At 69.6% G+C, this 26,078-nt stretch carries 19 protein-coding genes and 1 pseudogene; 16 read left to right on the forward strand and 4 right to left on the reverse strand.

Going from position 1 to position 26,078, the window contains the following annotated elements:
- Positions 1 to 109: 109 nt before the first annotated feature.
- From ACYVDG_RS11295 to ACYVDG_RS11340, 10 genes are all read left to right on the forward strand, one after another.
- Entirely contained in the window at positions 110 to 328 is a 219-nt protein-coding gene (locus ACYVDG_RS11295) for a hypothetical protein (RefSeq protein WP_460749285.1), read from the forward strand.
- A gap of 650 nt (positions 329 to 978) precedes the next feature.
- Entirely contained in the window at positions 979 to 1,374 is a 396-nt protein-coding gene (locus ACYVDG_RS11300) for a hypothetical protein (protein ID WP_460749287.1), read from the forward strand.
- 57 nt (positions 1,375 to 1,431) lie between these two features.
- On the forward strand, positions 1,432 to 3,675 hold the full coding sequence (locus ACYVDG_RS11305) for a hypothetical protein (RefSeq protein ID WP_460749289.1): 2,244 nt from the start codon (positions 1,432 to 1,434) through the stop codon (positions 3,673 to 3,675).
- A gap of 32 nt (positions 3,676 to 3,707) precedes the next feature.
- Positions 3,708 to 4,856: a hypothetical protein gene (locus ACYVDG_RS11310; protein ID WP_460749291.1), complete on the forward strand. Its 1,149-nt coding sequence runs from the start codon at positions 3,708 to 3,710 to the stop codon at positions 4,854 to 4,856.
- Positions 4,853 to 5,902 (forward strand): PP2C family protein-serine/threonine phosphatase, encoded by a 1,050-nt coding sequence (locus ACYVDG_RS11315; RefSeq protein WP_460749293.1) that lies wholly within the window; start codon positions 4,853 to 4,855, stop codon positions 5,900 to 5,902. The genes ACYVDG_RS11310 and ACYVDG_RS11315 overlap by 4 nt, the downstream gene beginning before the upstream one ends.
- Complete coding sequence (locus ACYVDG_RS11320) at positions 5,899 to 7,008, forward strand: protein kinase domain-containing protein (RefSeq protein ID WP_460749296.1); 1,110 nt, start codon at positions 5,899 to 5,901, stop codon at positions 7,006 to 7,008. The genes ACYVDG_RS11315 and ACYVDG_RS11320 overlap by 4 nt, the downstream gene beginning before the upstream one ends.
- A gap of 62 nt (positions 7,009 to 7,070) precedes the next feature.
- Entirely contained in the window at positions 7,071 to 7,772 is a 702-nt protein-coding gene (locus ACYVDG_RS11325; protein ID WP_460749299.1) for a vWA domain-containing protein, read from the forward strand.
- Between the two features lie 61 nt (positions 7,773 to 7,833).
- Positions 7,834 to 8,472, forward strand: a complete 639-nt coding sequence (locus ACYVDG_RS11330) for a hypothetical protein (RefSeq protein ID WP_460749301.1) — start codon at positions 7,834 to 7,836, stop codon at positions 8,470 to 8,472.
- A 404-nt stretch (positions 8,473 to 8,876) separates the two neighbouring features.
- Positions 8,877 to 9,500, forward strand: a complete 624-nt coding sequence (locus ACYVDG_RS11335) for a hypothetical protein (RefSeq protein WP_460749303.1) — start codon at positions 8,877 to 8,879, stop codon at positions 9,498 to 9,500.
- A 110-nt stretch (positions 9,501 to 9,610) separates the two neighbouring features.
- Positions 9,611 to 10,240, forward strand: a complete 630-nt coding sequence (locus ACYVDG_RS11340) for a class I SAM-dependent DNA methyltransferase (RefSeq protein ID WP_460749305.1) — start codon at positions 9,611 to 9,613, stop codon at positions 10,238 to 10,240.
- Between the two features lie 58 nt (positions 10,241 to 10,298).
- Here ACYVDG_RS11340 and ACYVDG_RS11345 read toward each other — a convergent pair whose 3' ends face one another.
- The 3 genes from ACYVDG_RS11345 to ACYVDG_RS11355 all read right to left on the reverse strand — a co-directional run bounded on the left by ACYVDG_RS11345 (position 10,299) and on the right by ACYVDG_RS11355 (position 16,139).
- Positions 10,299 to 11,306 carry a variant leucine-rich repeat-containing protein gene (locus ACYVDG_RS11345; RefSeq protein WP_460749307.1) on the reverse strand — a complete coding sequence of 336 codons (1,008 nt, stop codon included), beginning with the start codon at positions 11,304 to 11,306 and terminating at the stop codon, positions 10,299 to 10,301.
- 427 nt (positions 11,307 to 11,733) lie between these two features.
- Positions 11,734 to 13,995, reverse strand: coding sequence for a GmrSD restriction endonuclease domain-containing protein (locus tag ACYVDG_RS11350; RefSeq protein WP_460749309.1), 2,262 nt, complete (start codon positions 13,993 to 13,995; stop codon positions 11,734 to 11,736).
- 35 nt (positions 13,996 to 14,030) lie between these two features.
- The gene (locus ACYVDG_RS11355) at positions 14,031 to 16,139 is read right to left on the reverse strand and encodes a UvrD-helicase domain-containing protein (RefSeq protein ID WP_460749312.1); all 2,109 of its coding nucleotides are present in this window, start codon (positions 16,137 to 16,139) and stop codon (positions 14,031 to 14,033) included.
- Positions 16,140 to 16,568: 429 nt separating this feature from the next.
- On the opposite strand from ACYVDG_RS11355, the gene ACYVDG_RS11360 reads away from it, so the two are divergent.
- From ACYVDG_RS11360 to ACYVDG_RS11375, 4 genes are all read left to right on the forward strand, one after another.
- Positions 16,569 to 22,631 (forward strand): hypothetical protein, encoded by a 6,063-nt coding sequence (locus ACYVDG_RS11360; RefSeq protein WP_460749314.1) that lies wholly within the window; start codon positions 16,569 to 16,571, stop codon positions 22,629 to 22,631.
- 431 nt (positions 22,632 to 23,062) lie between these two features.
- Positions 23,063 to 23,242 carry a hypothetical protein gene (locus ACYVDG_RS11365; protein ID WP_460749317.1) on the forward strand — a complete coding sequence of 60 codons (180 nt, stop codon included), beginning with the start codon at positions 23,063 to 23,065 and terminating at the stop codon, positions 23,240 to 23,242.
- Between the two features lie 156 nt (positions 23,243 to 23,398).
- Positions 23,399 to 23,935, forward strand: coding sequence for a hypothetical protein (locus ACYVDG_RS11370; RefSeq protein WP_460749319.1), 537 nt, complete (start codon positions 23,399 to 23,401; stop codon positions 23,933 to 23,935).
- A complete protein-coding gene (locus ACYVDG_RS11375; protein ID WP_460749321.1) occupies positions 23,932 to 24,471 on the forward strand; it encodes a class IV adenylate cyclase in 540 nt (179 codons plus the stop codon). The genes ACYVDG_RS11370 and ACYVDG_RS11375 overlap by 4 nt, the downstream gene beginning before the upstream one ends.
- Before the next feature lie 634 nt (positions 24,472 to 25,105).
- Here the strand turns inward: ACYVDG_RS11375 and ACYVDG_RS11380 are convergent.
- A pseudogene (locus ACYVDG_RS11380) lies at positions 25,106 to 25,453 on the reverse strand (ATP-binding protein); the annotation flags it as partial.
- 3 nt (positions 25,454 to 25,456) lie between these two features.
- On the opposite strand from ACYVDG_RS11380, the gene ACYVDG_RS11385 reads away from it, so the two are divergent.
- Both ACYVDG_RS11385 and ACYVDG_RS11390 read left to right on the forward strand, forming a co-directional pair.
- Positions 25,457 to 25,771, forward strand: coding sequence for a Scr1 family TA system antitoxin-like transcriptional regulator (locus tag ACYVDG_RS11385; protein WP_460749324.1), 315 nt, complete (start codon positions 25,457 to 25,459; stop codon positions 25,769 to 25,771).
- Complete coding sequence (locus ACYVDG_RS11390; RefSeq protein WP_460749326.1) at positions 25,758 to 26,006, forward strand: DUF397 domain-containing protein; 249 nt, start codon at positions 25,758 to 25,760, stop codon at positions 26,004 to 26,006. Before ACYVDG_RS11385 ends, ACYVDG_RS11390 begins: the two co-directional genes overlap by 14 nt.
- The last annotated feature ends 72 nt before the right edge of the window (positions 26,007 to 26,078 follow it).

Below are 26,078 nucleotides of genomic sequence, written 5' to 3' on the forward strand. Positions count from 1 at the left end.
CGGGGTTCCACGGAATCCGGATTTCACACCCTCGACCCCTGGCCTGAACCGGACAGCTTCGTCGCACGAAGACCCTGCGCACGCACACCACGGGTGCCAGGCTGAAGGTATGCCCGCGCGAAACCCCTTCACAGCCCCCTGTTCCGGGCTCCTGATGTTCGCTCTCCTGTCGGCCCCCGGCCACATCGGTGAACGCCTCTTCGCGTTCTCGCTGCCCCCGAACCCGCCGAGCGTCACCGTGCCCGCCCTCTGCCGCGGCCCGCTCCGCCACCCGGTTCGCGTGCACCTCCCACAGCAGCGCAGGCAACCGCGCTGCGGATACCGGTAGCCCCGAGTAACCCGGAAAGGATGCCTGTGCGTCACCGCGCCCTCACGCGCAGAAGAGTCGGACTCCCCCTGCCCCGCGGCGACAGATGCCACTGACCGGCAACTGGTCGGCCTGCCCTGCATCCAGCCGGGGTCGAACCATGCGGCCCCGGTACCACTCCAGCCCCCTAAACCCCCGTCAGCGGGTGACGGGGGTGCCAGTGCGGGAATCTGCCGGAGACACTCGGGGCTCAAACGGACCGGACGGGCCCCGTCGTGACCGGGGCCCACGCGACACCCGGCTTCACGGGTGTCCCGTCCGCCCCAACCCCTGGGCTGCGAGGAGCAGCAGAGGGATCGGGGCTCCCACGAGAATCGCAAGGACCAGGGTGACCTGAGTATCTGAAGGGTTTCGGACCCAAAGCATGAAGATTCTCAGAACCCGGCTCTGAACAGCAAGAACGCCAGTGCCGCCGCTCGCGGAGGGTGGTCCTGGCGCTCGGGGATCCGAGGGGTTCGTGTTTCCCTGTCCCCTCTGTGAGGTTTTCCTTTTCCCCGGCGTGGGCGAGGCTCCCGAACCCCTGAATTCTGTCGGTGGGCCCCCATAGGATGGAACCGCGTTCACCTACAGTGGGTGGGCGACGTTCTCGAACCTCTCCCCGGAAGGGCGTCATGGAACCGGTTCTCGCCACGGCGACCGCCGCTGTAGCGCTTCTGTCGGGTGCCGCGCTCAAGAGTCTCGGCACCAAGGCCGGAGCTGACTCCTGGAAAGCGGTGAAATCCCTTTTCGAGCTGGTGAAATCCCGTTTCTCCGGGGATCCGGAGGCTGAGAAGAGCCTGGCGGTACTCGGGGACGAGCCGCAGGAGGAGGCGGCTCAGGAGTCCCTGCAACGGATGCTCGCGGCCTATATGTTGCGTGACCAGGAATTCCAGGAAGAGCTGAACAGGCTCGTGAATGAGGCGGCCCCAAGGTCGCACGGCCACGGCGATGTCAACGCCTCAGTCGTCAAGAACGCGCACGTCTTCAACGACAGGGTGGAGATCTCCGGGGACTGGAACAGCCAGTAACCGGCACACCTCTGGTCCTTGCCCACCACGGCCCGTGAACTTGGAGAAAATCCCCCTATGTCGTGGCCTGACGATCCCGGTCCGAACCCTGAGAACACGCCGCCCGAGACCGCGCCGCCGGAAGGTGGCAGACGCCCGGCCCCGGATGGCAGCGGACCGGGTACGGCTGCCGACGACGCACCGCTTACCCAGGAAGACGCGCTGCACGCGCTACGCCGTGAGGCCGTCTCTTCCCGCGAGCAGGCCGAGTCCGCCCGGATGTCGGCCATCACGGACCATCTGCTCGACCGGCTCCAGAAACAGCCCGAGGGCCTCAAGATCGGCACACTGGCGCTGTTCAACGACAGTGTCCGGTTCGGAGGCGGATTCCACACGTCGGCGCACGGCTCCGGACCGGTCGGGGGCGGCCCCGCCGCACGCGGATCCACCGAGCTCCCACCCGACTGGATCAACCAGCACGTCGACAACTACGTGCGGCCCCCGGACTTCGATCGCTTGCTCGGCATTCTGTGCCGGGACCGGCTGCTGATCCTGGCCCGGCCGGACGGCAGCGGGCGCGAGGCGACCGCCGTCAACCTGCTGGCCGAGGCTGTGGCCCTGAGTACCGGAGGACAGGGGCGATTGGTCCGGTTGGGCGAAGGCGAGCCGCTCGCCGATCCCGGCTGGAAACCCGGGGGAAAGGGCCAAGGCTTGCTGGCGCTCCTCGACAACGCCGCCGGAGCGCACCGCCGCACCGCCCCTGAGCGAACGATCGACTCGGAGTGGGTGCACAGGGTCCGAAGCACACTGGACACCTGTGATTCCTATCTGCTGCTGGTCACCGGCCCTCCCCAGGGGGCCCTGCTCGAGACCGCTGCCCAGACCGAATCAGTGGCGACCGGGGACAGCGGGATCGATCCCGTTGACATCGTCCGCCGCTGGGCGCTGGGGGAGTCCACCGGAGCGGAACAGGACCGGCAGCTGACCGAACGGCTGGGGGAGGTAGGTGCCCTTGACCTCCTCGCCCAGAACCCGGCGCCCCGCACGGCGGTGAAGCTCGCTTCCGCGGTGCGGGAGGGACGGGACCTGCGAGAGCTGGTAAGCCGCCTCAGCGACCCCTCCGCCCGCGTCCACCAGTGGTTCGCCCGGCACCGGGAGCCGGCGCAGATCAGCTTCGCGCTAGCGGCAGCGGTACTGCACGACGCCCGCTACCTGGCTGTCTCCGATGCCGCCGTCACCCTGTACAACCTCCTCACGGAGGAACACGCGGCACCCCCGGCCCTGCGGTTCCAAGAGACCCTGCACACCACACCTTGGATTGTTCTAGCGGAACCGGAGGAGGGGCGCGGCCACCCCCGTGTCCGCTTCCGTGAACCCCGGATGCAGCAGGCGGTCGTCGCCTACGCCTGGAACCACCTGGACGGCCAACGCACCGCCTTGGTGCGGTGGCTCCGTCAACTGGCCACCCATCGGGACGTCGAGGTCCAGGCCCGGGCCTGTGTGGCCACGGCCGTGGCGGTGGCCCAGGACATGGACCACGCCCTGCACCGCTTCCTCGACGACTGGGCCGGCCACCGTTCCGCACAGGCCAGGAGGGCGGCCGCCACCGTCCTGGGGGTGGTGAGCGAAGACCCGGACTCGACCGAGCGGGTGTGGAACCTCCTGTACACATGGGCGGATCGTCCGGGGACTGTAACGGAACGGCGGATGGCCGCGACCTCCGCCCTGATCGCGGGCGGTCCTCCGGGGCGCAGGGACCCGGAAGCGGCGGCTGAGGTGCTGTTCGCCGCACTGGGCGAAGACGACTCCTGGGACTCGCTCACACACGTGGCGGAGGCGATGACCTCCCTCGCCGGACACGGCCGGACCGGTCACGTACTGGCGGCCCTGCTCGACTGGTCCCACGACCAGGATGCTTCGCCCCTGGTCCTCAAGTCCCTCTTGGCCTTCTGCTACGTGGCGGGGGCGAGCACGGTCCCGGACCCCGGCGAACCCACGGGGCCGCCCCGCCGCAGGGGACGCCCGAAGACGGTGCCCCTGCTCCTCGACGCTTCGGACCGGCACCTCCACCTCCTCGCTGAGCTCTGGAAACGCGCCCTCGCCCGAAAACCGGTCCAGGAAGTCGCTCTCGACGTACTGCGTGAGTGGGTGGAACAGGCTGACACCGTACCCGGGGGCCGCAAAGCCCTGCTCCAGCTGTTGAGGGGCGTGGCCGACGGTGGGCAGCGCCACCGCGAGCGCCTCCGGTACTGGCTTGGACAGTGGGCCGCGAACCGGGGCGGCGGCTCGGAGACGGCGGCGGAGTGCCTGCACGGAATCTGACTGGACAGCGAGACTTGACTGGAGGTAGCGGCATGGAGCAGATCAGTTACGACCCCGTGCTGGGACAGGAGGAGATCCAGCCCTTCCGGTTGTTCAAACCGATCCAGCCGCCTGAGCACGGGACGGCCATGGTGCTGGAACCCCTGCGGGGTTCGGCGGTACCGGTGCGCCCGGGCGAAGCGGTGCCGGACGCCCGTTTCGGCGCCTACCAGCGGATGTCGCTCGTGGATACGACCGAACACCGACTGGCCTTCGCGGTGGCCCTGGTCAGCCGTGATCCCGCCTTCGGGTTCCGTGCCGGTGTCTCCCTGTCCTGCCGTGTCATCGATCCGGTGGCGGTCGTCGAACGCGGGATCCGCGACATGGCACCGACCCTGAAGGGGCCTATGCACGGCATGCTGCGCTCGGTCTCGCGCCGCTACGACATCGGGGAATTCCACGAATGCGAACAGGCCCTCAACGAGGCTCTCTCCTCCTTCCACGGAGACTCGGCCATCGCCCTACGCCGGATCGTGGTCGAGCTCCAGCTGGATGAGGAGGAACTCACTACCGGGGGACGCGCCTACCGCGACAAGCTGCGGCAACAGCGTTTGGACTTCATGAGCCGCTCCCACAATCTGAAGCTCCTCAGGGAAGAGGGCCCCGAGGCCCTGATCGCCGGGATGCTGGAGAGGGAGGGCGACCGGGCGGTACTCGAGTGGATCCGCTCGGAGGAGTCCGCGGACCGGGCCGAACTCATGCGTGCCCTCGAAGTGGTGATGGGCCACAACGAGGGTGAGCGGGAACCCTTCGACACCGCAGAGATCGAGCGGACCATCGTCGACCGGTTGGTCGACAGCCGCTCCCGGACCGCTGGTGGTATCGGCCGGGTCAGGGGGACCATCGGGTCAGGAGACGCGCCGGAGCCCCGCTCGGCCAAAGCAATCGAGTCGTTCGAGGAACCGGCCGGGCACACGATCCCCGCACGTAAGACCGAGGGCGCCGACTTCATTGCCGAACCGCCGTCCGAGCCCCCGGAGGACGAACCCCTGCCAGCCCCCGGGGGTGTTGAGGGGAAGCCGCGCACATCGGCTCCCCCTCCCGCCCGTGCCGAGAGGCCGTCCTCGGGCGGATCGGGGTCTCCCCGTGCCAGTCGGGTCCGCGGGGTCCGGCCCCGCCCTGACGACGGGGGGCGGCGGTGAACGGACCGGAGCACCAGCTCACCGAACCCTCCCGTGCCGGTGAGGGGGTGACCCGGTGGACATTGACGGAACCGGGCGTCCAGGCCTGGGGAGTGTGGGCCGAGAAGGTTCCGGGCTTGGGCGAGGACGCCGAGCCCCTGCTGGAACACCACAGGATCAGAGGGGAGGGTGTGGTCGGCGTCTTCGACGGCGCGGGCGGCGCGGGCAACGCCGCGGCGGACCCGGACCGCTTCGGTAACAGGGCCACCAGCGCGTGGGTCGCCTCCCGCGTGGCCGCCCTGGCCACTCGGGAGTGGTTCCACACGAAGGTGACGGGACCGGCGCCCCACCACTCGTCCGCACCTGAGGCCCTGTCAGACCGCATCAGGGCGGCCCTGCGCCTCATGCGGCCCCGCGAACGCAGCCGCCTCACCGGCAGCATGGTCCGATCCATGCCGACCACCATGGCTGCCGCCATCTACCGCATGGCCGACAACCATGTCGAAGTCCAGGCGCATTGGGCCGGTGACTCACGCGTCTACGTCCTGCGCCCCGACGAGGGACTCCAGGTCCTCACCCGTGACCACACCGAGGAAAAGGACGCCCTGCGCCAACTGCGCCGGGACCCCCCGATGGAGAACATGCTCAGCGCCTCGGCCGATTTCCGGGTCGACAAGGTGCAGGTACGACTGGCCCAGCCCTTCATTCTGCTCTGCGCCACGGACGGGTACTTCGGCTACGTCGACGCGCCGCACCAGTTCGAGCGCCTGCTCCTGGAATCGCTCGCCTTCGCGGGAGACGGTGAAGACCTGACCGCAGAGCTGGAACGACGGGTGAGGGCCTACACGGCCGATGACGCCACCCTGGCCATGGTCGGCTTCGGATTCCCCGACTTCGCCTCCGTGCGCGACTGCTTCCGCGCGCGGCTGGCCACTCTGCGCGATTCCTTTGGTCCGACCCCGGACTCCGGCTTGGCGGAACACCACCGTTGGCAGGAGCAGTGCTGGGAGCGCTATCGGACGGGGTACGAGGCGCTGCTGCCGCCCGACCAAGAGGAGACGACGTGAAACTCGGTGACGAGATCAACGGCTACCGGATCATCTCGGAGCCGACCAACGCCGGCGGCGGCAAGTGCATGTGGGCTTTTGCCGAACGGGAGGGGCAAGAGTACTTCCTCAAGCGCTTTCTCGACCCCAAGCGGCCCAAATCCTCCACGGGTCCGCCGAGCCGGAGCGCCCGGATCCGCCTCCAGACCTGCGAGGAGTTCGAGAAGCGCCACCGCCACATCATGAACGCGCTCAAGCCGGACCAGGCGGGAGGCGGCAACCTCGTCATCGCCTGGGATTTCTTCTGCGAGGGAAGTACCTACTACAAGGTCACCGAGCGCATCGACACCTCCAACCTGGACACCGTGCACACGCTGCCGGCCAGGGAGAAGGCGATCATGCTCAAGACTCTGGGCCAGAGCCTGCGCCAGCTGCACGATATCGGCATCGTCCACGGCGACCTCAAGCCGGACAACGTGCTGGTGCAGAAGCCGACCGTGTTCCACACGGCGAAGCTGATCGATTTCGACGACGCTTTCATCAGCGGGAGCCCACCCGAACACGAGGAGATCGCCGGAGACGTCCTGTACGGCTCTCCCGAGTGGCACCGCTACGTGCGGGGTGAGGCGGGGGCTGGTCCGGAGCAGCTGACCACGGCCTCCGACATCTTCGCGCTCGGGCTGCTCACCCACCTTTACCTGACCGGGGAGCTGCCCGCGTTTCCCGACGGCTACGGATGCCCGGCTGAGGCGGTCAACGGCGGACAGGAACTGGAGTTCGCCCCCGTGCTGGCGTCCGGCACGCGCTCCCTGCTTGCCCGGATGTGCGCGGTCATGCCCGGAGACCGGCCGGGTGCCGGCTCCTTCGTCAGTGCGATCACCCCCGAGGCGTGCGAACTTGGCTCGGGCCGGGCCGACCCGGGTTCCGAGGACGGCAGGCGACCCGCCGCTGAACGGGGGAGGGAGGCTGGCGGAGCCGCCGGCCGGAGCCGGATCCGAACCAACATCCCGAAACCCGGCCCTGACACCGGTGAGGTGTCCGAGAGCAGTGGTTCGGAGAAGGGCGAGGAGACAACGCGCGGATCCGGCCCTGAGCGCCGGTCCCGGGTCCGCATCAACTGGTCGTGACAACCGGAAGAGACACCGTGCGGCCGGGGACAGTATCCACACCACCAACCAACGGAGAGCCGATGAACATCCAGAATCAGGGAAGCCTCGCCTACGCGGTCGACATCGTGCTCTGCGTCGACGTCACCGCGAGCATGGGCCCCGTCTTGGAACAGGTGAAATCGAGCGCGCTGGGATTCCACTCCCGGCTCAGCGTCGTCATGGCGCAGAAGAGCAAGACCATCAGCCAATTGCGCCTGCGCATCATCGCCTTCAGGGACTTCGCGGACAACCCCGGCGACGCGGTCGAGTCCACGGAGTTCCTCAGCTTCCCGGACGACGAGGGAGAGTACGAGCGCTTCGTCAAGGGACTACAGGCCACCGGAGGCGGGGACGTCCCCGAATCGGGTTTGGAGGCGCTCGCGCTGGCGATCCGCTCCGACTGGGAGACCGGCCTCGATCGGCGCCGCCACGTCATCGTCATGTTCACCGACGCCACCGCCCACCCCCTGGGCGACCCAGGCGCGACCTCGGTGCAGGGGTACCCGGTCGGCATACCCCACTCTTTGGACGACCTCCACGAGGAGTGGGGTTACGCCCGTAGCCAGGCCGCCCGGATGGACAACTCCGCCAAGCGGTTGGTGCTCTTCGCCCCAGACGAGGAGCCCTGGGCCGACATCGGTGAGGAGTGGAACCTGAGCATGCACTTCCCCTCGCGGGCCGGAGACGGTCTGGAGGAGTTCGAGATGGACGAGATCATCAACACCATCGCCAACAGCCTGTGAGACGCCCGTGCAGAACTGGTTCCCTCGTACCAAGGGTGAGCACCAAGGGAAGAGGCACGGTGTGCCCGCCTACGGTGACCATGACGCGTGGTTCAAGGAAGCCCGCGTGTACCTCCAGTCCGCCGACATCCTCATCGATTGGCCCCACGGCCTCGGACTCAAGTGGAGTCTGGACTTGTGCGACCAGCTCCTCTTCGGGGAGGTGCCCCACGAACCTCCCCGGATGCTGACCATGCGCTTCCGGAGTCGGTACCCCTCTGCGGATGCGGACGATGTGGACATGGGGATGGTCGTGGTGCGGATCGGGCTGCGTGATGAGCACGACGTGCACACAGCCGAAGCCCTGTTCCGCGAGTTGGTGGGCCGCTGCCCCTGGCTGCGACCGCGCCCCCGGCAGGAGCAGAGCCACGCGGGTCCCACGGGCCCGGAGGCCGCGGAACACCCCCACCGGACGCCCCCGGAGGCGGCGGAACACCTTCAGCAGGAGGAACCCGCCCGGGCGAGCGGAGCCGGCGACCCCGGTAGGCGCAGTACCGGTCCCCGCCAACAGGAGGACCACCGGGTGGCCTTGTTCCCGCCGCACCCCGCCGCGCCCGGAGCCGCTGTGGAGCGGGAGTGGGCCGGGTTTGCTCCCGGGCTGCGGACCAAGGAGCTCTATCAGGACGTCTACCGACGCCGCGCGGAGGCTGACCACCGGTGACCCAAGCGACCTGGCGCTGTCATGCCTGCCAGACGTACAACGAGACCAGCCGTGTCCGCTGCCAGGTTTGCGAGGAGGAGCGGTCCCGGTCCCCGGAGCCGAGCGCGGCACCTAAGGGGCCCACGTGGCGCTGCCACGCCTGTGACACCTACAACCCCGGCTCCCTCATGGCCTGCGATCTGTGCGACGTGGCGCGCGACGTCACCGTGGGCACGGTTCGCGTGAAGCCGCCGAAGAAGCCTTCACCGAAGAAGGCCGCTCCGAAAGGGAGCACGACCAAGAAGACCGCCCCGAGAAAGACCACTCCGAAGACACCGCCCACACGCCCGAAGGTCTCCTCGCCGACATCCGGGGCCGGGGGACGCCCGCCGCCGTCCCGTTCCTCAGCGGGGCACACACCGCCCGTGGACCCCGCAGACGAGATCTTCTTCGGGCCAGCGGATTTCCCGCCAGCGCCTACGGCGCCGTCGGCGCCCGGAACCGGATACTCGGGTAGGCCTCCCGCTCCGCCGCCCAGCGGGTGGAGCAGCCCCGGTTACGCCGCGCCGGAATACGGGACGACGAACGGCGGCTGCGGAAAGTGGATACTGATCGCGGTCGCGGCGGTTGTCGGTTTCTACATGCTGCAGAGCTGCGTCTCCAACTTCAGCTCCTCGGGCCCCTTCAGTTCGGGGTCCGGCGGGGGAACCTCGGGAGGTTCCGACAGCGTCGATGGGTCGTCGGGTTCCTGCCCGACGCGGGTCGCCGACCTCATCCCGGGCGGCCAGACCTCGCTGGTGGACGCCTTCGAGACCGACAACCACCGCATCATCCTGTGCTCGGACGGTAGCGGCCAGGTCTACTACCACGGTGAGACCCGCGGCGGCGACGACGAGGCCCTCTTGATGGAGGCGGAGACCACGGCTGACGGCTACCTCGCCCGGAACGCGACCTACGCCTACGAGATCACCGGCGACACGGTGATCATCACCAACAACGACGTCGAACTGAGCCGGTACACCCTGGACTCCTGGGAGGACCCCAGCTGACCCGGCCCTCGAGGTCTGCCCTGTATGGTCACCTCTGAGGTTTTCCGACCGTTTCGCCGGAAAAGCAGGAGTGCTGACAACCGGACGCCGACTGTGAGGAGAGGCCGATTATGAGCGAGCCCCGCAAGATTCTGGACCGCGTGTACGCCCTGAAGAGCCCGGACGAGTGCGAGAGCACCTACGACGAGTGGGCCGAGACCTACGAGCACGACACCACCGAGGGCATGGGCTACGCGGCCCCCGTGCATGCCGCCGAGCGGCTGAGCCGCCTGCTGGCCGACCGGCCTCGGGCGGAGGTCCTCGACGCGGGCTGCGGGACCGGACTGGTCGGTGCTGCCCTGGCCGGGCACGGCCTGGAGGTCATCGACGGCATCGACCTGTCCTCGGCGATGCTGGACCACGCGCGCGCCAAGGGGGTCTACCGCAACCTCGACAAGGCCGACCTGACGCAGCGCCTGTCCGCCGACGACGGATCCTACGACGCGGTGATCTGCGTCGGAACCCTCACCGAGGGACACGTGGGTCCCGAGGCGCTCGACGAACTGGTGCGGGTGGCCCGCCCTGGTGCGCCGGTCGTGGTCACCGTCCTGGACCGCATCTGGGAACCCCACGGCTACAAGGCCCGGGCCGAGGCACTGGAGGAGTCCGGCGCGGCGCGGCTGGAGGAGACCAGCCCGCAGAGCGTCTACCACGCGAAGGAGAACATCACCTGCCACCTGGTGGTGCTGCGGGCACTGTGAACCCGCTGGGGGCGGTGCCGGGAACCGACCCGGTACCGCCCCCGTTCGGATGACCCGCTCAGGGCTGCGGAGGGCCCTGCTGCGGAGGGCCCTGCTGCGGGGGGCCCTGCTGCGGGGGAGCCTGCTGGTGGGGCATCTGCTGCTGGGGAGGGGCCTGCTGGTTTTGCTGGTGAGGGCCCTGTTGGGGAGGGCCCTGCTGGTGAGGGGCCGGGTACTGCGGGGGCATCTGCTGTTGGTGGGGGTGCGGCGGCTGCTGAGGACCGTACGGCTGCTGAGGGCCGGGCTTGGTCTTCGGCAGCATGGTGATGATCGCGGTGACGAGCAGCGCGGTACCGACGAGGCCCAGGAGGATCGCGCCGGCGCCGACGGAGCCGAAGCCCAGGTCGTTGATGGAGGCCGAGGTGCCGAAGCCGTTCACCATGCTGAAGAGGCCGACGAGGATGGCGATGACGCCGGTGGTGATGACGGCCCATTTCTTGGCGGTCAGCAGCGAAACCACGGAGAAACCGATGACCAGCAGGAACAGGGTGAGCATGGCGATGCCCTCACCTTCGGGGGCACCGTCGGAGAAGTAGTTGATGCTCTCCGTGCGTCCCATGGCCGACACCGAGGCGAGCGGCATGAAGAGCGCGATGATCCCGACTAGTGCGACCGCGGGAAGCGCGAACTGGAACCAGGTCGTCCAGTGCACGGACCCCGATGCCAGGCCGGACTTCTCGCTCACCGTCTGGGTCGCGTTCCTGGCGGCGGGCGCGACCGTAGTGGTGAAGTAGGTCTTCGCGCCGTCCGCCACCTGTCTGGCCCCCGTGGCCATCTGCTGCGCGGCCTGCGGGGGCTGACCTCCGGGCTGCGGCGCCCCCGGGGGCTGCTGCGGTGGGGCGGCCGGAGGCGTGTTCTGCTCGATGTATCCGGCGAGCTCGCGGTCGCAGTTCGGATGGTCGTGGACCAGCCGCCACAGGTCGGGGCGGGCGGCGGCGATCTGCCGCAGGGTCGTGGGGTCGATGCTCGGGTCGGCCAGTTCTTCCGCGGAATAGCTGGCAGGCTCGCGCTGCCCGGGCGCGTTCAATGGCACTCCTAGAGGCTGGGTAAAGGTATATCCATTCCCGAAAGTACCATTGTCGCCACTGTCGGTTTCAGCGAGCGTCCCGGAAACCGAAAGTGCTGGGTGCTGCGCTTGGTTTTCGAACACGCGCGGAACGGGACAAGTGGATAGGAACGCCCAGCTCAAGCAGTTCGCTGGCGCGCTTCTCCCACCCGCTGACGCGGCCTGAGCGCCGCCCAGGAGCCGGTTGCGGGAGTTCGGAGATCGGCCGGACCCGCTCATCGAAAACGAGAGCAGTGATCATTTCCTCACGTTTGCCGCGATGAATGCCCAGGCACAGCGGCCCGCGTTCGATTTCCTGCCTCGAATGGTGGAACAATCGCATAACAAGACCAGAACTCCAAGGCCGGGGGCACCGCCGGTCTCCACCGCCCGTACCCGCCGTTCCTCCTCACACTTCCACGAACCGGTGCCCGAACTGCTCCAGCCGGTTCCGGGCCCGGCCCAGCTCCTCCTCGGTGAACAGCGGGGCGAACTCGGACTGCAGCACCAGCGCCTCGACGGTCAGGTCCAAACGGCCCCGCTCCCACAGGTTGGCGAACCCGTCCGAGACCGCGGGGGAGTTCAGGAGCCTGCGCGCGGTGCCGAGCGGCCCCAGCTCCGACAGCATCCCCAGGAAGAACGAGGCGGTGTAGTCGGCCTCCTGCTTGGCCCTCTCGTAGATGGAGAGCATGGCCCGCCCGAAGTCGGCGGTCTGCGGGCCGTCGGCCGGGTCCCCGTCCGCACGCGTTTCCTCTTCGACGGTCCCCGCGGCCTCCCTGCCCAGGCGGTTGACGAAGCCCAGCAGGGAGTCCACCGAGGTGAACACCTCGTGCCCCAACTGCTGCAGCCGGGGCAGGTCCGCCTGTTCCGGGTCGAGTTCCAGAACCACCGGCTTGCCCACCCCGTGCTGTAGCCCGTCCGGCCAGAACGCCTCCGCCTCGGCGATCGGGCGGCCGCTGGTCGGGTCGGCGATCACCGTGTCCAGTTCCGGCTCGGCGTAGCCCTGGCGCAGCAGCTCTTCGACCATCTCCCGGATCTGTACGCTGCGCGCGTCGTCGGGCTCGTCGGAGAGCACGGTAACCGGACGCAGCGGTTCGTCGGCCGACGGGCGGGAACCGGTGGCCAGTTCCTGCAGGAAGGACTGGGCGGCCTCCGCCAGCAGCTCTCGGCGCGCGGCGAGGAAGTCCAGGTAGTTCTCCACCTTCCACAGGTCCGGGTCGGTGGGGATCCACTGTGACGCCAGGACGCCGGGGTGGCGGTCCTCGACCTCGGGGAAGTACTCCTCTGGTTTGCGGTCGGACACCTCGAGGTTGCTCTGCTGGGTCAGGAAGCAGAAGTTGGCGATCGCGTTGATGTGCCCGCGGTCGTAGTCGCTGTGCAGCACACTCTTCGGGAAGAGGTGGTGGACCTCCAGGGAGGACATCTTGCCGAGCATCTCCGCCCGCAGTTCCAGCCCGCTGCCGAAGTCGCGCGCACCCTTGACCCGGGTGAGCATGTACAGCAGCGGATAGAAGCGCGACCCCCTGGTGGAGCCTTCGAAGTCCTCCGGCCGCACTTCCAGGCTGCCGCCCCGGACCTGCTCCAAGGACCTGATGAGCCCGTCCACCCCGGATTCGGCGACCGTGTCGAAGTCCTGTTGCCAGTAGGTCTCGGTCGATCCGGTGTAGCGCCCCCACAGGGCGGTGTGCACGTACCAGTACAGCACCCGGTCCCGGTGGGCCGCGTCGTCGAAGTCGCCGCCGTTGAGTTCCAGCAGCCTGGAGATCACGGGAAAGGCGCCCCGGCCCATCAGTACGCGGTTGTGGTCCAGTCCCAGCCGTCCCGACACCGTGTCGAGGAAACCGCCCACGTGGCTGACCGAGTCGGCCAGTGCCTTCTGGAACTGCTCCGCGGTGACCTTGCCCAAGGCGTCGAACGAGGCCCGGCCGCTGGCCACCGCGGTGGCGTTGCGCAGCAGCCAGTCCAAGCGGAAGGAGTAGCCGACCTCTTCCCACCGCTGCAGGGTGCCCCGCATGACGGTCCGCGCCTCCGGCCACTGGGCACAGAGCTTGGAGAGCGCGAGGTCGCCTTCGGACAGCTTCGTACCGCCCTTGTTGACGCGGTTGAAGATGTCCACCACCTCTTCGACACCGCGGTCCGCCCCCGTGATGCTCTCGTAGTGGAAATCGCGCGACGTGATCTCCCGGAGCGTGTTGAGCCGGTCCATGAAGAGGTCGCCGTCCGGGTGGTCGGCGAACCGCTTCATGTAGGAGATGAGGCTGGAGGCGAACAGACCGGTGACATCCACCCACAGGGGGTCGTTCTTCATCAGGCTCGGTTTGTAGAACTCGAAGACCTCGGTGTCCACGTTGAAGTGGAGGCCGGTGAACACCTCGTCGCTGCCCTCGAAGAACTCGGGGGCGCTGCCCCTGATCACGCCGTAGAGGCTGGTGACCCGTTGCTGGCCGTCGAGGAGCAGGAGGCGGTTTCCACTGCTGGCCCCGCCGCCCCGGACCGCCGCCTTGACGTCGGCGGTCTCCCACAGCAGGAGGCTGCCCACCGGGTACTGCAGGTACATGGACCGCATCAGCCCGCGCACCTGGTCGCGGTTCCAGACGTATCCGCGCTGGAACTCCGGGAGCAGGATGGTCCCTGAGTCGATCTGGTCGAGGAGGGTGGACAGTTTCGCCATGGGGCCGTCCTTCTGTTCGGGGGTGTCGTCGTGGTCTACGGCAGGATCGCGTCGACGAACGGGCTGGGCCTGCCGTGCCAGCTCACGCTCAGGTGTTCGCGGGCGCGGGTGCACGCCACGAACAGCAGACTGCGCTCGCGCAGCAGGTCGCGTGCGTGGGCCCCGGGGTCCTCTTCCTCGGGGGTCACGCTGCGGGGCGCCGGCAGTTGGGCCTCGCCGACGGCCGCCACCGCCAGGCAGCGGAACTCGAGCCCCTTCATCCGGTGCATGGTGCCGACCATGACGGCGCCGTTCCCGCCCTCGCCGTCCTCCAGGAGTCGGGCCCGCAGTCCGGACTCCTCGATGGCCAGGCACACATCCCGGGCCAACCGCCGCGACCGCACCGCCACCCCGATCTCGGCGGGCAGCACCCCCGAGTCGCTCCAACCCCGCACTGTCGAGGCCAGGTGGGCCAGTTCCGCCCCCCAGGTCGCCAGTCCTTTGAGCTCCGGAGGCAGGCCGTGCATCTCCGACCGGCACCCGGTGACGGTGTCGGGGCCGCCCTCCAGGTCGTCGAAGTTCTGCCCGTGGACCAGCCCAAGGCTCCAGGTGAGGATCTCGGCGGTGGTGCGGTAGTTGATGCGCAGTTTCGCGGACCGGCCGCGCACGTCCACGCCCACGTCGGTGAGCACCACCTGGGGCCCGTAGACGCGCTGGTGGGCGTCGGCGGTCACGAACAGGTCGTCGGGCCCTCGGGCCACCGCGGCGCGCAGCAGCCGCCACTGGCCCGGGTGCAGGTCCTGGGCCTCGTCCACCACCACGTGGCGGTACGGCTTCTCCCCGTCCGGGAGCGCCGCCAACAGGCGCGCGGCCTCCTCGCACACGGTCTCGTGGGTCCACAGGCCCTTTTCGGTGAGCTCGCGCTGGAACGCCCACACCACCTGCCACACCACGGCCTTGCGGGCGGCTGACAGGCCGCGGCCCCGGCCGGTGCGCTTGGCGGCGAGGTACTCGTCGGCCGCGACCACCCGGCGGGCCAGCACCACCTGGCGCCATTCCTGGGACAGGAAGGCGGGGGACAGGTCGGATGCGCCGAGCTCGCCGGCCAGCCGTTCCCACAGTTCCTGTTCGTGCTTGGGGGTGAGCAGGTCGGGGCGGCCGTGGGTCTCCCGGAAGACGCGGTGGGCCATCCGGTCGATGTTCTCGGCCCGGACCCGCCCGGCGGCCAGGGGCTCGCCCGCCTGCTCGGCGAGCAGGGTCAGGTTCTGCTCCAGGGAGCGGGCCAGCGTCGAGGTGAACGTGGTCAGCAGCACGGGCCCGTGGCCGCGCCGGGCCAGGGTGTGCGCACGGTGCAGGGCGACCACGGTCTTGCCGGTGCCGGGTCCGCCGCTGACCCGGGCCGGGCCGCGGTAGGCGGCCTCCACCACCTGGCGCTGGGCCGGGTGCAGGTAGATCCGCCACAGGTCGAAGGGGTGGGCGAGCACCGTCAGGAGTTCGTCGGGCCCTTCCACCAGCAGGACCCGGTCGGAGCTGCGGCGCACCGCGGTGTCCAGGTCGTCGGGGTCGATCTCGCCGGTGATCTGCGTGCCCAGTTCGGCCCAGACCTCCTCGGGGCTCATCCCGGAGGCCAGGCCGCACAGGACGGTCCACTGCACCGGGGGCAGTAGCCCTTGGGCGGCGTTGAGCTGCTCGGTTCCGGTGAGCACCCGGGCGAAGGTCCGCGTCTCCCCGTCCACCCCCAGGCGGGTCAGGTCGGCGTCGCTGACGTGCGAGAACAGCTGTTCCGTGGTCTTCTCGGCCATCTGCCGCAGGAAGGGGAGGCTGGTGTGCATCGCCTCCACGTCGCGGATCTCGATGCCGCCGGTGGCCTGGTTGACGGAGGCGGTGCGGCGCTCGGCCCACTCGTAGGCCTTGTCGTGGGGCAGGACCCGCAGCAGCGTGTAGGTGTCGCCGCTGGCCGGGGCGAGCACGATGCCGCGCCAGGACTGGTCGATGCGGATGCTGCGGAACCGGTCGTCCCGGGCCTTGGCGATCTTCTCCAGGTGCACACCGGTGTGGGTGGCCCGCTCGAACTTGGCGAACACCTCGCTGACGCGGTTCTGCGCGGGCTTGGGGAGTTTGGCGAATTCCTGCAGGAAGTCCCTGTGGACGGCGAGCTGGGCCAAGGCACTGGATTTCGTTGTCGGGGGAGACCGCACGGTCCGGTACGTCACCCCGGCCCACGGTTGGGGTCGGGGCCCTGCCTGGACGGGCGCCCGAAAGTGGGTCCGGGTGCCGCGTCGACAGGCCCAACCTACCGGGGTGGGGGCGCTCCTCGCATGCCCGTGTACGGATCCAGTCACACCAGACCTCCCTGACATCAACTGTCATCTTTGTGCACATTGAATGGTTGGCAATATTCACAGTACTTGATGTAGAGTCTTCGTCAGTGAACTGGCCCGAGGATCGGGGGAGTGGTGGACGGCGCGAGGACACGGCGCGAGGACCACGAACGCTCCGGCCGCCCGACGCCTCCGCCAGGGCCACTCCCTGTTCGGCCCCGCCCCCAGCCGTGACCGGCGCCCCGTCGCCACCGAAACCAAGCGGAGCACCCCGTGACCAAGCCCTCCCACCCCGACTGTCCGCCCTGCTCCACCACACGCTTCCCCGTCATCCGGGACGAGCCCGGCTTCACCACCCCTGAGGCCGCGCTCCCGGCCCTGACCCGGCTGTCCGAAGCACTCGAAGCGCTCCCCGGCGCCCGGACCCGCGCCCTGCCCCACCTGACCGAGCAGGACGTCTCCGACCTGCTCACCCCGGCCCCGCCCCGCATCCGCGGGCACGCCCTGCGCTTCCTCGGGCTCAAGCTGAGCCCGCGCACGGTCTCCCGCTCCCTGTGCCGGGACGCCCTCCTCCGCCTGGGCAACGCGGAACCCGGCGACGCTGACCACTTCGTGTACCTGCTGGCCCCGCCCGTGGTCACCGGGATCCTCTGCGCCACTGCCGATCCGCGGGGGGCACCGCAGCGCTGGTCGCCCACGCTGCTCGCCGGGGTCCTGTGGGGCTCGCTGTCCGTCGGTGCGGAGGGCGCACGCGTCCTCACCTGGGCCGCGGACCAGGCCTGGTGGCCCGGCTTCGCCGTCAGCGAGCCCTCCGGCGAACCGATCGACGGGGCAGTCCATGCGGGCGCCCTGACCGAGGTGCTCGCGGCCGCCACCGCCGTCATCGAGGCGACCCCCGGCTTCGTCCACCGCCCCCACCGGGTTCCGGCCCCCGCCGAGGAGGCGGCCACCGCCCCGGGGGCGCCACCACCGCACACCCAGCCACCGGAGGACCTCGCGGCCATGACCACCCCCGGACCCCCGGCCGCAGAGCCCGGCCCGAGCCCGACACCCCTCGAACCGCCGGAGATGAGCGCCGACGACCTCCGGCAGGGGCAGGCCGGACTGGCCCGCCACCACACCCGGGCACGGCGGGCGCTCACCGCCCTCAACGAGTCCCTCACCGAAGGCGCACGCCTGACCGAGGCCGATCTGAGTGCCCTGACCAGCTACGACACCGACCTCACCGTGTGGGCCCTGCGCCTGGGCCTGGACCCCGAAACCGTCCGGATCGGCGACCTCGACGGCGTCCTGGCACGCCAAGAGGAGTACGAGCGCACCAGCACCCGGATCGGCTCACTCCTCGACCTGCCCGCACCCCACGGGATCACCGCGGACCAGATCGCCCTGCTGCACGACCTGGTCGCCCAGGCGCGCACCGAGCACGGCACCCCGCTCCGCGCGGCGCTCACCGGCCTGGCCGAGCTGGCCGAACTCTCCGCGGCCGAACGCGAACGCGACCCCATCCGCATGCAGGCGCTCCAAGGCACGATCCTGTCCGGCCTGCCCGACGAGCTCTACGGTCTGCCCATGGCCGTCATCATGAGCGGACACCCCGTCTCCACGGCCCCGTCCACGGCCGACGACGACGCAGGCCCGGCCCGGGTACGCGCCCCCGAGACCGCCCCTGTCCCGGAAACCGGTCCGTCCCCCGAGCCGGAGCCCACCGGGCCCGAGCCCATCGAGCCCAACACCCCCGAGCCCGACACCCCCGAGCCCGAAACCACCGAACCCGACACCGGCCACGCCGAGAGCACCGAGGCCGAACAGCCCTTCGGACCCGGCCACACCCCCGAACCCGACCCGCCGACCCACAGCGACAACGGGGACGGCAGCGCAGACGGCAACGGGACCGCCAGCGAAGCCGTCTACGAGAACAGCACCGAATCCGCACTCCACCGGACCGTGGCCGAGCGCCGCCACTCCCTGGCCATCGCCCTGGCCGAAGCCACCGGAAAACCCGGCCACCGCGTCCACGCCCTGCGCGTGGCCGCCCTCGCCGACCACCTGCGCGGCCCCAACGGGCCCTGCGCCGTCCGCCTGCGCGACGAACTGGCCGGCCTCGACCCGCAGCTGCTCACCGAGGACGCCCCGGCCCTCCTCCTGACCGCCCCGGCCCTGCTGCGCGCCGCGCTGACCACCGGGGAGTCCACCGCCGGGGCCCTCCTGGACGGCATCGCCCCGCACCTGGAGGGTCACCTGTCCGCCATCGCCCAGGCCGTCGGCCAGCGCGCCCTCAAGGGGCTACTGGTCGGCAACCCGCTGGGCACCACGCTGGCCGACACCGGGCAGCTGCGGGACCGGCTCGACCGTGCCAGGGCCGAGGCCGTGCAACGCCTGAGCGTCCCGCGCAACCTCCGCTTCCGCCGGGCCACCAAGCTCGCCCAGACCTGGTTCGCCGAGCAGGGCCCCGTGGGCTCGCTCCTCACCGCCGCCGCGAACGACGACCGCTCCCGTCGCGCGCAGGTCGCCGAACGCCTGGCCGCCCTCAGCCGCCGGGAGAACCTCAACAAGGAGATCGACCGGGCCGACACCGCCCTGCGCGGCTCCTCCAACCGGGCCTTGCAGGGCGCTGCCCGCAACAACCTGGTCTCGCTCGTGGAGTCCGCCCTCATGGTGGTCTCCGAGTGGCTCGACGCGGTCTCCGCCCTCGACCACGGAGACGACCGGAGCCGCGTCTGGGCCCACGACGACCTCGTCGAGATGCGCCAGACCGTCCTGCGGCACCTGCCCCAGGCCCGGTCCGCGTTGGCCGCACGCGCTTCGGAGCCCACCCTGACCGGCGCCGCCCACGCCGCGGCCGCCGAGGCCCTGGCGGGGATCGGCGGCCTCGTCGAGGAGGGCGTCCCGACCGGCCGGGGTGAGCCCCTGCCCGACCACGTCCTCACCGTCGACCTCCTCAAGATCGCCCACGCCACCGTCGACCCGGTCACCGCCCGGGTGAGCGCGCCCGAGGACACCGGCCCCGACACGCTCGCCGCCGCGGCCGGACTCGACTGGGTACAGGCGCTCGACGTGCAGATCCGCGCCGAGCGCTACCCCACCGCCCGGCACCTGGTCGACCTGGCCGAGACCGGTGCGCTGGCGCCCGCAGCCGACCTCCAGCCGGACAGGGCCCGGAGCCGCATCGAGGCCGCCGAACGGCGCAGCCGCGACGAACTCACCGCCGCGCGCGACTCGCTGCTCACCACGCTCCGCCGCGCCCGCGTCCAGCAGGAGGTCAGTGAGGAGCAGGACGGCTACCTCACCGAACTCCTCGACCTCGCGGCGCGGCTGGACGTCTCCGATCTGGCCCCGGCCAGGGCCCGGGTCGAGGAGGCCGCGCGGACCCTGCCCGAGTACCGGCGGCAGGCCGCGGCCCGGCTCACCGACCGCCTCGACGTCCTCCTCGCCCGGCCGGACCGCTCCGAGGTGGAGGAGGGGCGGATCCGCTCCCTCATCGAGGACGGCCAGCTCCTGACCGCGGAGGAGCTCGTCTACTTCAGCGAGATCGGCGAACCCCTGCCCAGGTCGGAGGAGGACCACCAGCTGTCCGACTTCTTCCCCCGCGTCCCCGACGGCCTGCCGCGCGGCATCACCACCGGGCTGCTGGAAGCGGCGCGGTCGGGCGGGGTGTTCTCCCTGCGGGGAGATTCCGGGCTGGACTTCGGCGGCCTGTCCGGCGACGCCCGCGCCCTGGTGGCCGACGCCTTGGCGGTCTGGCGCGAGGCGCGGGACGTCCCCACCCGGCAGCGGAACCAGGTCGGCCGACAGTACGTCCGCGGCTTCCTCGTTCCGGCCCTGCGGGTGCTCGGCTACGACGTGCCGGTCGCCTCCGGCTTCCACCAGCTCCGGGCCAAAGGGCTCGACCGCGGCTACTTCGAGTTCTCCCGGATCACCTGGAACGGCGATCCCACGGTGCCGCAGTTCGGCAGCAAGCTGCACGGCCGCCTCCGGGTCATGGTGTGCTGGGGCCAGCCCCGCGCCGAGCTGCTGCGCAGCTGGGTGGACAAGGACACGGCCGGTGGCGCCCTCCTGGTCGCCTACATGGGCACCATGTCCGCCGAGGTCCGCCGGAGGTTCGCGGTGGAGGCGGTGCAGAACGAGACCCCGGTGATCGTGCTGGACGACGCCGCCCTGGCCTACCTGGCCGCCTACGGGAACCGTCAGGTCGACACCGCCTTGTCGGTACTCCTGCCCTTCTCGTCCGTCCAGCCCTACGTGCCCAAGAAGCGCTCCTTGGTTCCCCCGGAGATGTTCTACGGGCGGCGTGCCGAGCGCCGGGCCGTGATCAATTCCGAGGACACCCAGGTGGTCTTCGGCGGGCGCGGCCTGGGCAAGTCGGCGCTGCTGCACTCGGCCAAGACCGAATTCGAACTCGACCCCGAGCGGGTGGCCGTGCACATCGAGTTGAGCACCGTCACCATCGGCCAGGGGGTCCAGGGGGCGGACGCCGTCTGGGACGTGCTGCTGCGCGAGCTCCGCACGGCGGGCGTGGTGCCCGAGGCCAACCGCCGGGACACCGGCAAGGCCTACGACCTGGTGCGCGCCGGGGTCCTGTCCTGGCTCACCGGGGACTCCCGGCGCAGCCTCCTGGTCATGCTCGACGAGTCCGACGGGTTCTTCGAGGCCGACGCGCCCCGGTTCCTGGAGACCAACCGGCTCAAGGAACTCGGCCAGCTCTCGGGCGCCCAGGGACGCGCGAAGGTCGTCTTCGCCGGGCTGCACTCGGTCCAGCGGTACTCGAAGATCTCCAACAACACCTTCAAGCACCTGGCCCAGAGCCCGACCATGATCGGTCACCTCAGCCCGTACTACTCCCACCTGCTGGTGACCCGCCCCATGGGTGCGCTCGGTTTCCGGTTCGAGAGTGACGAGCTCATCCACCGGATCCTGGGCCACTGCTCCTACCAGCCCTTCCTGCTGCAGATGTTCTGTGCCCGCTTGGTCCGCCACATGCACGACCTGAGGCGTCACGGCGCCGACGCGCAGGAGCCGCCCTACACCGTCACCCGCACCGACGTGGAGGCCGTGGAGGGCGACCCGGAGCTGCGGGAGGACATCATCGAGACCTTCCGCGACACCCTGCACCTGGACCCCAGGTACAACATCATCGCCTGTGTGCTCGCACACCACGCCTACGAGCGGGGTCTGGACGTGCGGCTGAGCGAGATGGAGCTGCGCGAGGAGTGCTTCGAGTACTGGAGGGAGGGCTTCGAGGGGCTCAACTCGGACGCCTTCCGTGCCTACCTCAAGGAGATGGTGGGGCTCGGCCTCCTCGCTGACAACCGCGACCTGCGCGGCTGGCGGCTGCGCTCGGCCAACGCCCTGCGGATGATGGGCACCAACGACGCGGTGGAGACCACCCTGCTCAACGCCGACGAGGAGATGGTCCCGGCCGAATCCATCACCTCCGCCGTGCGCCGCCGCCTGGCGGACGACCGGCTGGCCCCGCTCAGCGCGTCCCAACTCGACGATCTGCTCGGGGACCATGTCAACCAGGTCCGGCTGGTGCTGGGCTCGGCCGCCACCGGTATCGCCGATGTCACCGAGACCATCCGTTCGGTGCGCGACGACTTCGGGGAGCGTTTCGGCCTCCAGGAGCCCCAGGACCGGCGCCGCTACGAGGAGGCTCTCGAGAACGGCCGGGCGGGGCAGCGCCGCATCGTCCTGTCCGACCTGGCCCGCGTCACTTCCCGCGCCGACACCTGCGTGGCCAGTGTGGAGGCAGCGCTGGAGCGGACACCGCGGGGCCGCGGGGTGACCCGGTCGGTGGTCCTGGTCTCCGACCCCGCCCAGATGGAGTTCTGGGAGGCCCTGCTGGCCGACCCCGACCACCGGGGTGTGGGACTGGTCCGGCTGCGCCGCCACGACAAGCTGTCCTTGCAGAACTGGTCCCGCGCCACCGAGCAGTTCACGACCACTGAACGCCAGGAACGCCTGTTGGAGACCACCGGCGGCTGGCCGGTGCTGGTGGACCGCGCCCAGGAACTGGCGCAGCAGTACCAGGAGAAGAAGGCGCTGGAACGGCTCGCCAAGGAGCTGGCCCAGCCCGGACGGTCGGCCGAGCTGGTGGAGCAGGTCGGGCTGACCGCCCACCGTCCCCTCGCTGAGGCCTTCGACGCGGTGGTCGAGTTGCTGGACGGTCCGGCCTCCCGCGCCGACCTGGTCGAGGCGGTCGAACTCCGGGAGGCACACCCCGACCCCGACACGGCCGTGGCCTGCTTGGAGGAGCTTGGCGTGTTCGACCGCGCCGAGGGGGACACCTACCGGGTCGAACCGCTGCTGGCCCGCTGCTGGCAGCACCGGGAGCTCTAGCCGAAGAGGGGAAGAGGGATGCGAGGGCGCCGCTGCTGACGGCAGTGCCGGCGGCTGCGGCGCCACGATCCGGTTGAAGCATCTGGCCCAAGGGCTTTCCCCGGCCGTCGGCCACCATGCGTTCCACCGTCGCCAACGCGGTGTGCGCTGCCCGGGCGGGTGCGGCTTCGTGCCCGCCCAGTGCTGTCTCAACTCGGTGGCTGCAGGAGACGGATATTCGCGAGGGCGCCTCGTGCGGCGGGGATGTGACCTGCGTCTTTTCCCTCGGCTTCCTCCGAAACCACGCCGCGGCAGCTCAGCCGCCACAGACGGCCGCCTCCTGAGGGTTGGGGAGGCGGCTGCCCGGCCAGGGCACGCCGGGCGGGGACATCAGCTCGCGGGAGCAGATGAACCCGCTACTGACCTGTACCTATCCATCGAAGGAGACCGCCTTGAGCACCCCCGACAACAAACCGAGCCGCAAGACGAACTGGCCGATGATCATCCTCATCGCCTTGGTGGCGATCATCGCGATTCAGATGTGCAGTGCCCGGCAGGCCGAGCAGGAGCGCATCGACAGGCAGAACAGCCTGACGTGCTTCATCAACCCGAACCCCATCTACTGCCGCTGAAAGAACCGTAGGGCGGCCTGCCAGCGTCTAGTTGGTCCAGACCACCTCAGGCGGTGTGGATTTGGAAACCGTAGAGCCGGTGATGGCCAGCAGCTCAGCCAGGCGCCTGTCCACCGAACCGAAGCAACATCAGTCCGAGCCAGCGCCAACATCGTCGTGCTCGACCACACCCATATCGAACGTGTCCACCGGCTCCTGGACAGCTACGCTCCGCAGCTTTCCGTGCGCCTGCTCAACTCCCTCGACCACGGCCAAGAGTCCATCGACGCTATCGACGAGGTTCTGCGCCAACGAGGTGCGGTAGCCGAGGCCCGGCGACTGACGGCCGGAGCCTCTGGAGCACGGACCGGGTACCTCATCGACGGCGGAACACGACGTATCCACGTCAAATGGATCCGTCCCGTGCGTCTGCCCACCACATGCCAGGGTTGTCGGTTCAACAACGACACCGACTGCCAGGAGGGCTTCTATGGACTCCGCCTGTACCGCGACCGTGCAGGGCGATACTTGGTCGGTGTGTGCCTGCAACGCATGGACTTGTGCCGACCGATCGATGATTTCCTCAGCGGGCCCATGAGCACGGAGATCCTCCGATTCCGCCAGGTCGACCGTGGCAGGTTGGAAGCCGACCTCCGCGACTCCATTACTTTTCCACTGACTGCGCACAACAAGGAAGGGAACCCGACGACGTGAGCATGATCGAGTACGAGGCCAAGGTCCTGGACGTCGACCCCCAACAGGTGGCTCGGCTCATCCTCGACAAGGGCGGTGCTGACGCAGGTGAGGTGCTCCAACGGCGCTACGTGTACGACATCGAGCCCGGGGACACGTCGCGGTGGGTGCGCCTGCGCGACACCGGCAGCCGGGTCACGCTCACGGTGAAGGAAATCGATTCGGACGCCATCGGCGGCACTCGGGAAACCGAGACGGAGGTCGGTGACTTCGAGACCGCCAACGCGTTGTTGGGCAAGCTCGGTTACACGCCCAAGGCCTACCAGGAGAACCGGCGGCACAGCTTCACGTTGGACGGGGTCCAGTTGGAGGTCGACACCTGGCCGCGGATCCCGGCCTATCTGGAGATCGAAGCTGACAGCCGTGCCGAAGTGGTGCGGGTGGCCGCGCTGCTCGGATTCGACGAGTCGTCTCTGACGGGTGAGAACACCACGAAGGTCTACGACCGCTACGGCATCGATCTGTCCGGCATCGCGGATCTGCGCTTCGATGCCTGAGGAGGGGTGATCGCCCCCCCCCGGCCGTCGGCTGTCCTTTTTTCGGCCTCGCCTTCAGGGCCAAGGGCGGCGACGGTCCGATGTGGGGCCGGGGAGCCGCTGGAAACTCCCCGGCCCGGGGTTGGGTCGGTTGATCAGCACCCGGCGAAAACCGGGGGCAGGAGACGGTCCAGGGTTGCGGCGTCGGGGACCTCAGCCAGGCCCGAGGAGGAAGCGACCCAGAACGAACCGGTCTGCTCCCCGAACCAGACGATCAGCTGCGGGTTCTGTGCCTGGACGTCGGCGGCGTAGGCGTGCTCGTTGCGGTATTCGGCCAGGTGCCCGCCCAGGCGGGGCAGGCGCTGGGCGCGGCGTCGGCGGCAGGAGGGGTGTTCACGGGAAGGCGAGAGCTGCGCCGAAGGCGTCCGTTGAGGGTGGTGGAGGGCGACGGGCGGGCAACCGGGCCGGGCAGCGGTCCGCGGCGGGGCGGGGTCCGGTAGAGCGGGTCGCTGGACGGGCGGGGTGCAGGGATAGGATGCGTCACTGATCCTGCTTTCTGAACATGTGCAAGTGTGTGGATTTCGGGATTGTCGGGGCCCGGGAAGCGTTGCCGCGCTTTCCTGGGCCCTCTTCACGTCTTGGGCGTGAGTGGTGGTTAGAGCAGGGAGTTCCAGCGGCTGCCGGACAGGTCTGCGGCCAGGAAGAACCAGACCTGCCGGGTCCCGGTGAACCCGTTGTCACCCCAGCTGGTGGCCAGGGCATCGACCATCGCCAGCCCCCGGCCGGACTCGGCCTCGCTGTTGAGCCGCGAGGCGTCGGTGGACACGTACTCGAAACGGCCCGGGGAGTCCTGGGTGGTGGTCTTGGCGCCCTGGTCCCGGCAGGTCAGGCGCAGGCCGTTGTCGCGGCGCTCGCACTTGAGGGTGTAGACCCCTGAGGGCTCGCCCGAGCGCGAGTGGGTCAGCGCGTTATTGGCGAGCTCGCTGCCGAGGAGGACCCGAAGCTCATGCACCACCAGCTCCAGCACCTCATCAACATGGCGAACCACCACAACATCGACCTGCAGGTGCTGCCGTTCAGCGCAGGGATGCACTCAGCGCTCGCTGGTTCCTTCTACTTTCTAGACTTCCCGGGGGAACTCAACCCCAGCATCGTTTACACGGAGAACGCGACCGATAGCCTGTTTGTGCAGGATTCTGAATCCATCCAATGCTTTGTCGCGATCTTCTCTGACCTGAACGCTGCCGCACTGCGAGCTCCTCAAAGCGTCCGACTCATCCGGCAGATCATGGAGTCCCTCGACCATCATGAGCACGATTGACCAACTGGCGTTCTTCAAGTCCAGCTACAGCAGCGACCGGGTTAACTGTGTAGAGGTTGCCCACATCCCCACCGGCTTCCGCAAGAGCAGCTACAGCGGTGTCAATAACAACTGCGTCGAGGTAGCCGACCTGCCCTCCGGCGCTGCTGTCCGGGACTCGAAGCACCCCACCCACGGCCACGTGCCCTTCCCCGCCGCTGAGTGGACCGCCTTCCTCCACTCCGCCCGCGGCTGACTCTCCACCACGAGCCGTACGCCTGCGTCGGCGCCTGACCCCAGTGCGGGTGAGGCGCCGACACTGCCCGCC

This window comes from Nocardiopsis oceani (assembly GCF_054777395.1).

Bases quoted from the DNA above. Each gene is read 5' to 3' on its own strand.
- ACYVDG_RS11295 (WP_460749285.1), top strand. From the start codon at position 110: ATGCCCGCGCGAAACCCCTTCACAGCCCCCTGTTCCGGGCTCCTGATG.
- ACYVDG_RS11300 (WP_460749287.1), top strand. From the start codon at position 979: ATGGAACCGGTTCTCGCCACGGCGACCGCCGCTGTAGCGCTTCTGTCG.
- ACYVDG_RS11305 (WP_460749289.1), top strand. From the start codon at position 1,432: ATGTCGTGGCCTGACGATCCCGGTCCGAACCCTGAGAACACGCCGCCC.
- ACYVDG_RS11310 (WP_460749291.1), top strand. From the start codon at position 3,708: ATGGAGCAGATCAGTTACGACCCCGTGCTGGGACAGGAGGAGATCCAG.
- ACYVDG_RS11325 (WP_460749299.1), top strand. From the start codon at position 7,071: ATGAACATCCAGAATCAGGGAAGCCTCGCCTACGCGGTCGACATCGTG.
- ACYVDG_RS11340 (WP_460749305.1), top strand. From the start codon at position 9,611: ATGAGCGAGCCCCGCAAGATTCTGGACCGCGTGTACGCCCTGAAGAGC.
- ACYVDG_RS11350 (WP_460749309.1), bottom strand. From the start codon at position 13,995: ATGGCGAAACTGTCCACCCTCCTCGACCAGATCGACTCAGGGACCATC.
- ACYVDG_RS11385 (WP_460749324.1), top strand. From the start codon at position 25,457: ATGCACCACCAGCTCCAGCACCTCATCAACATGGCGAACCACCACAAC.
- ACYVDG_RS11390 (WP_460749326.1), top strand. From the start codon at position 25,758: ATGAGCACGATTGACCAACTGGCGTTCTTCAAGTCCAGCTACAGCAGC.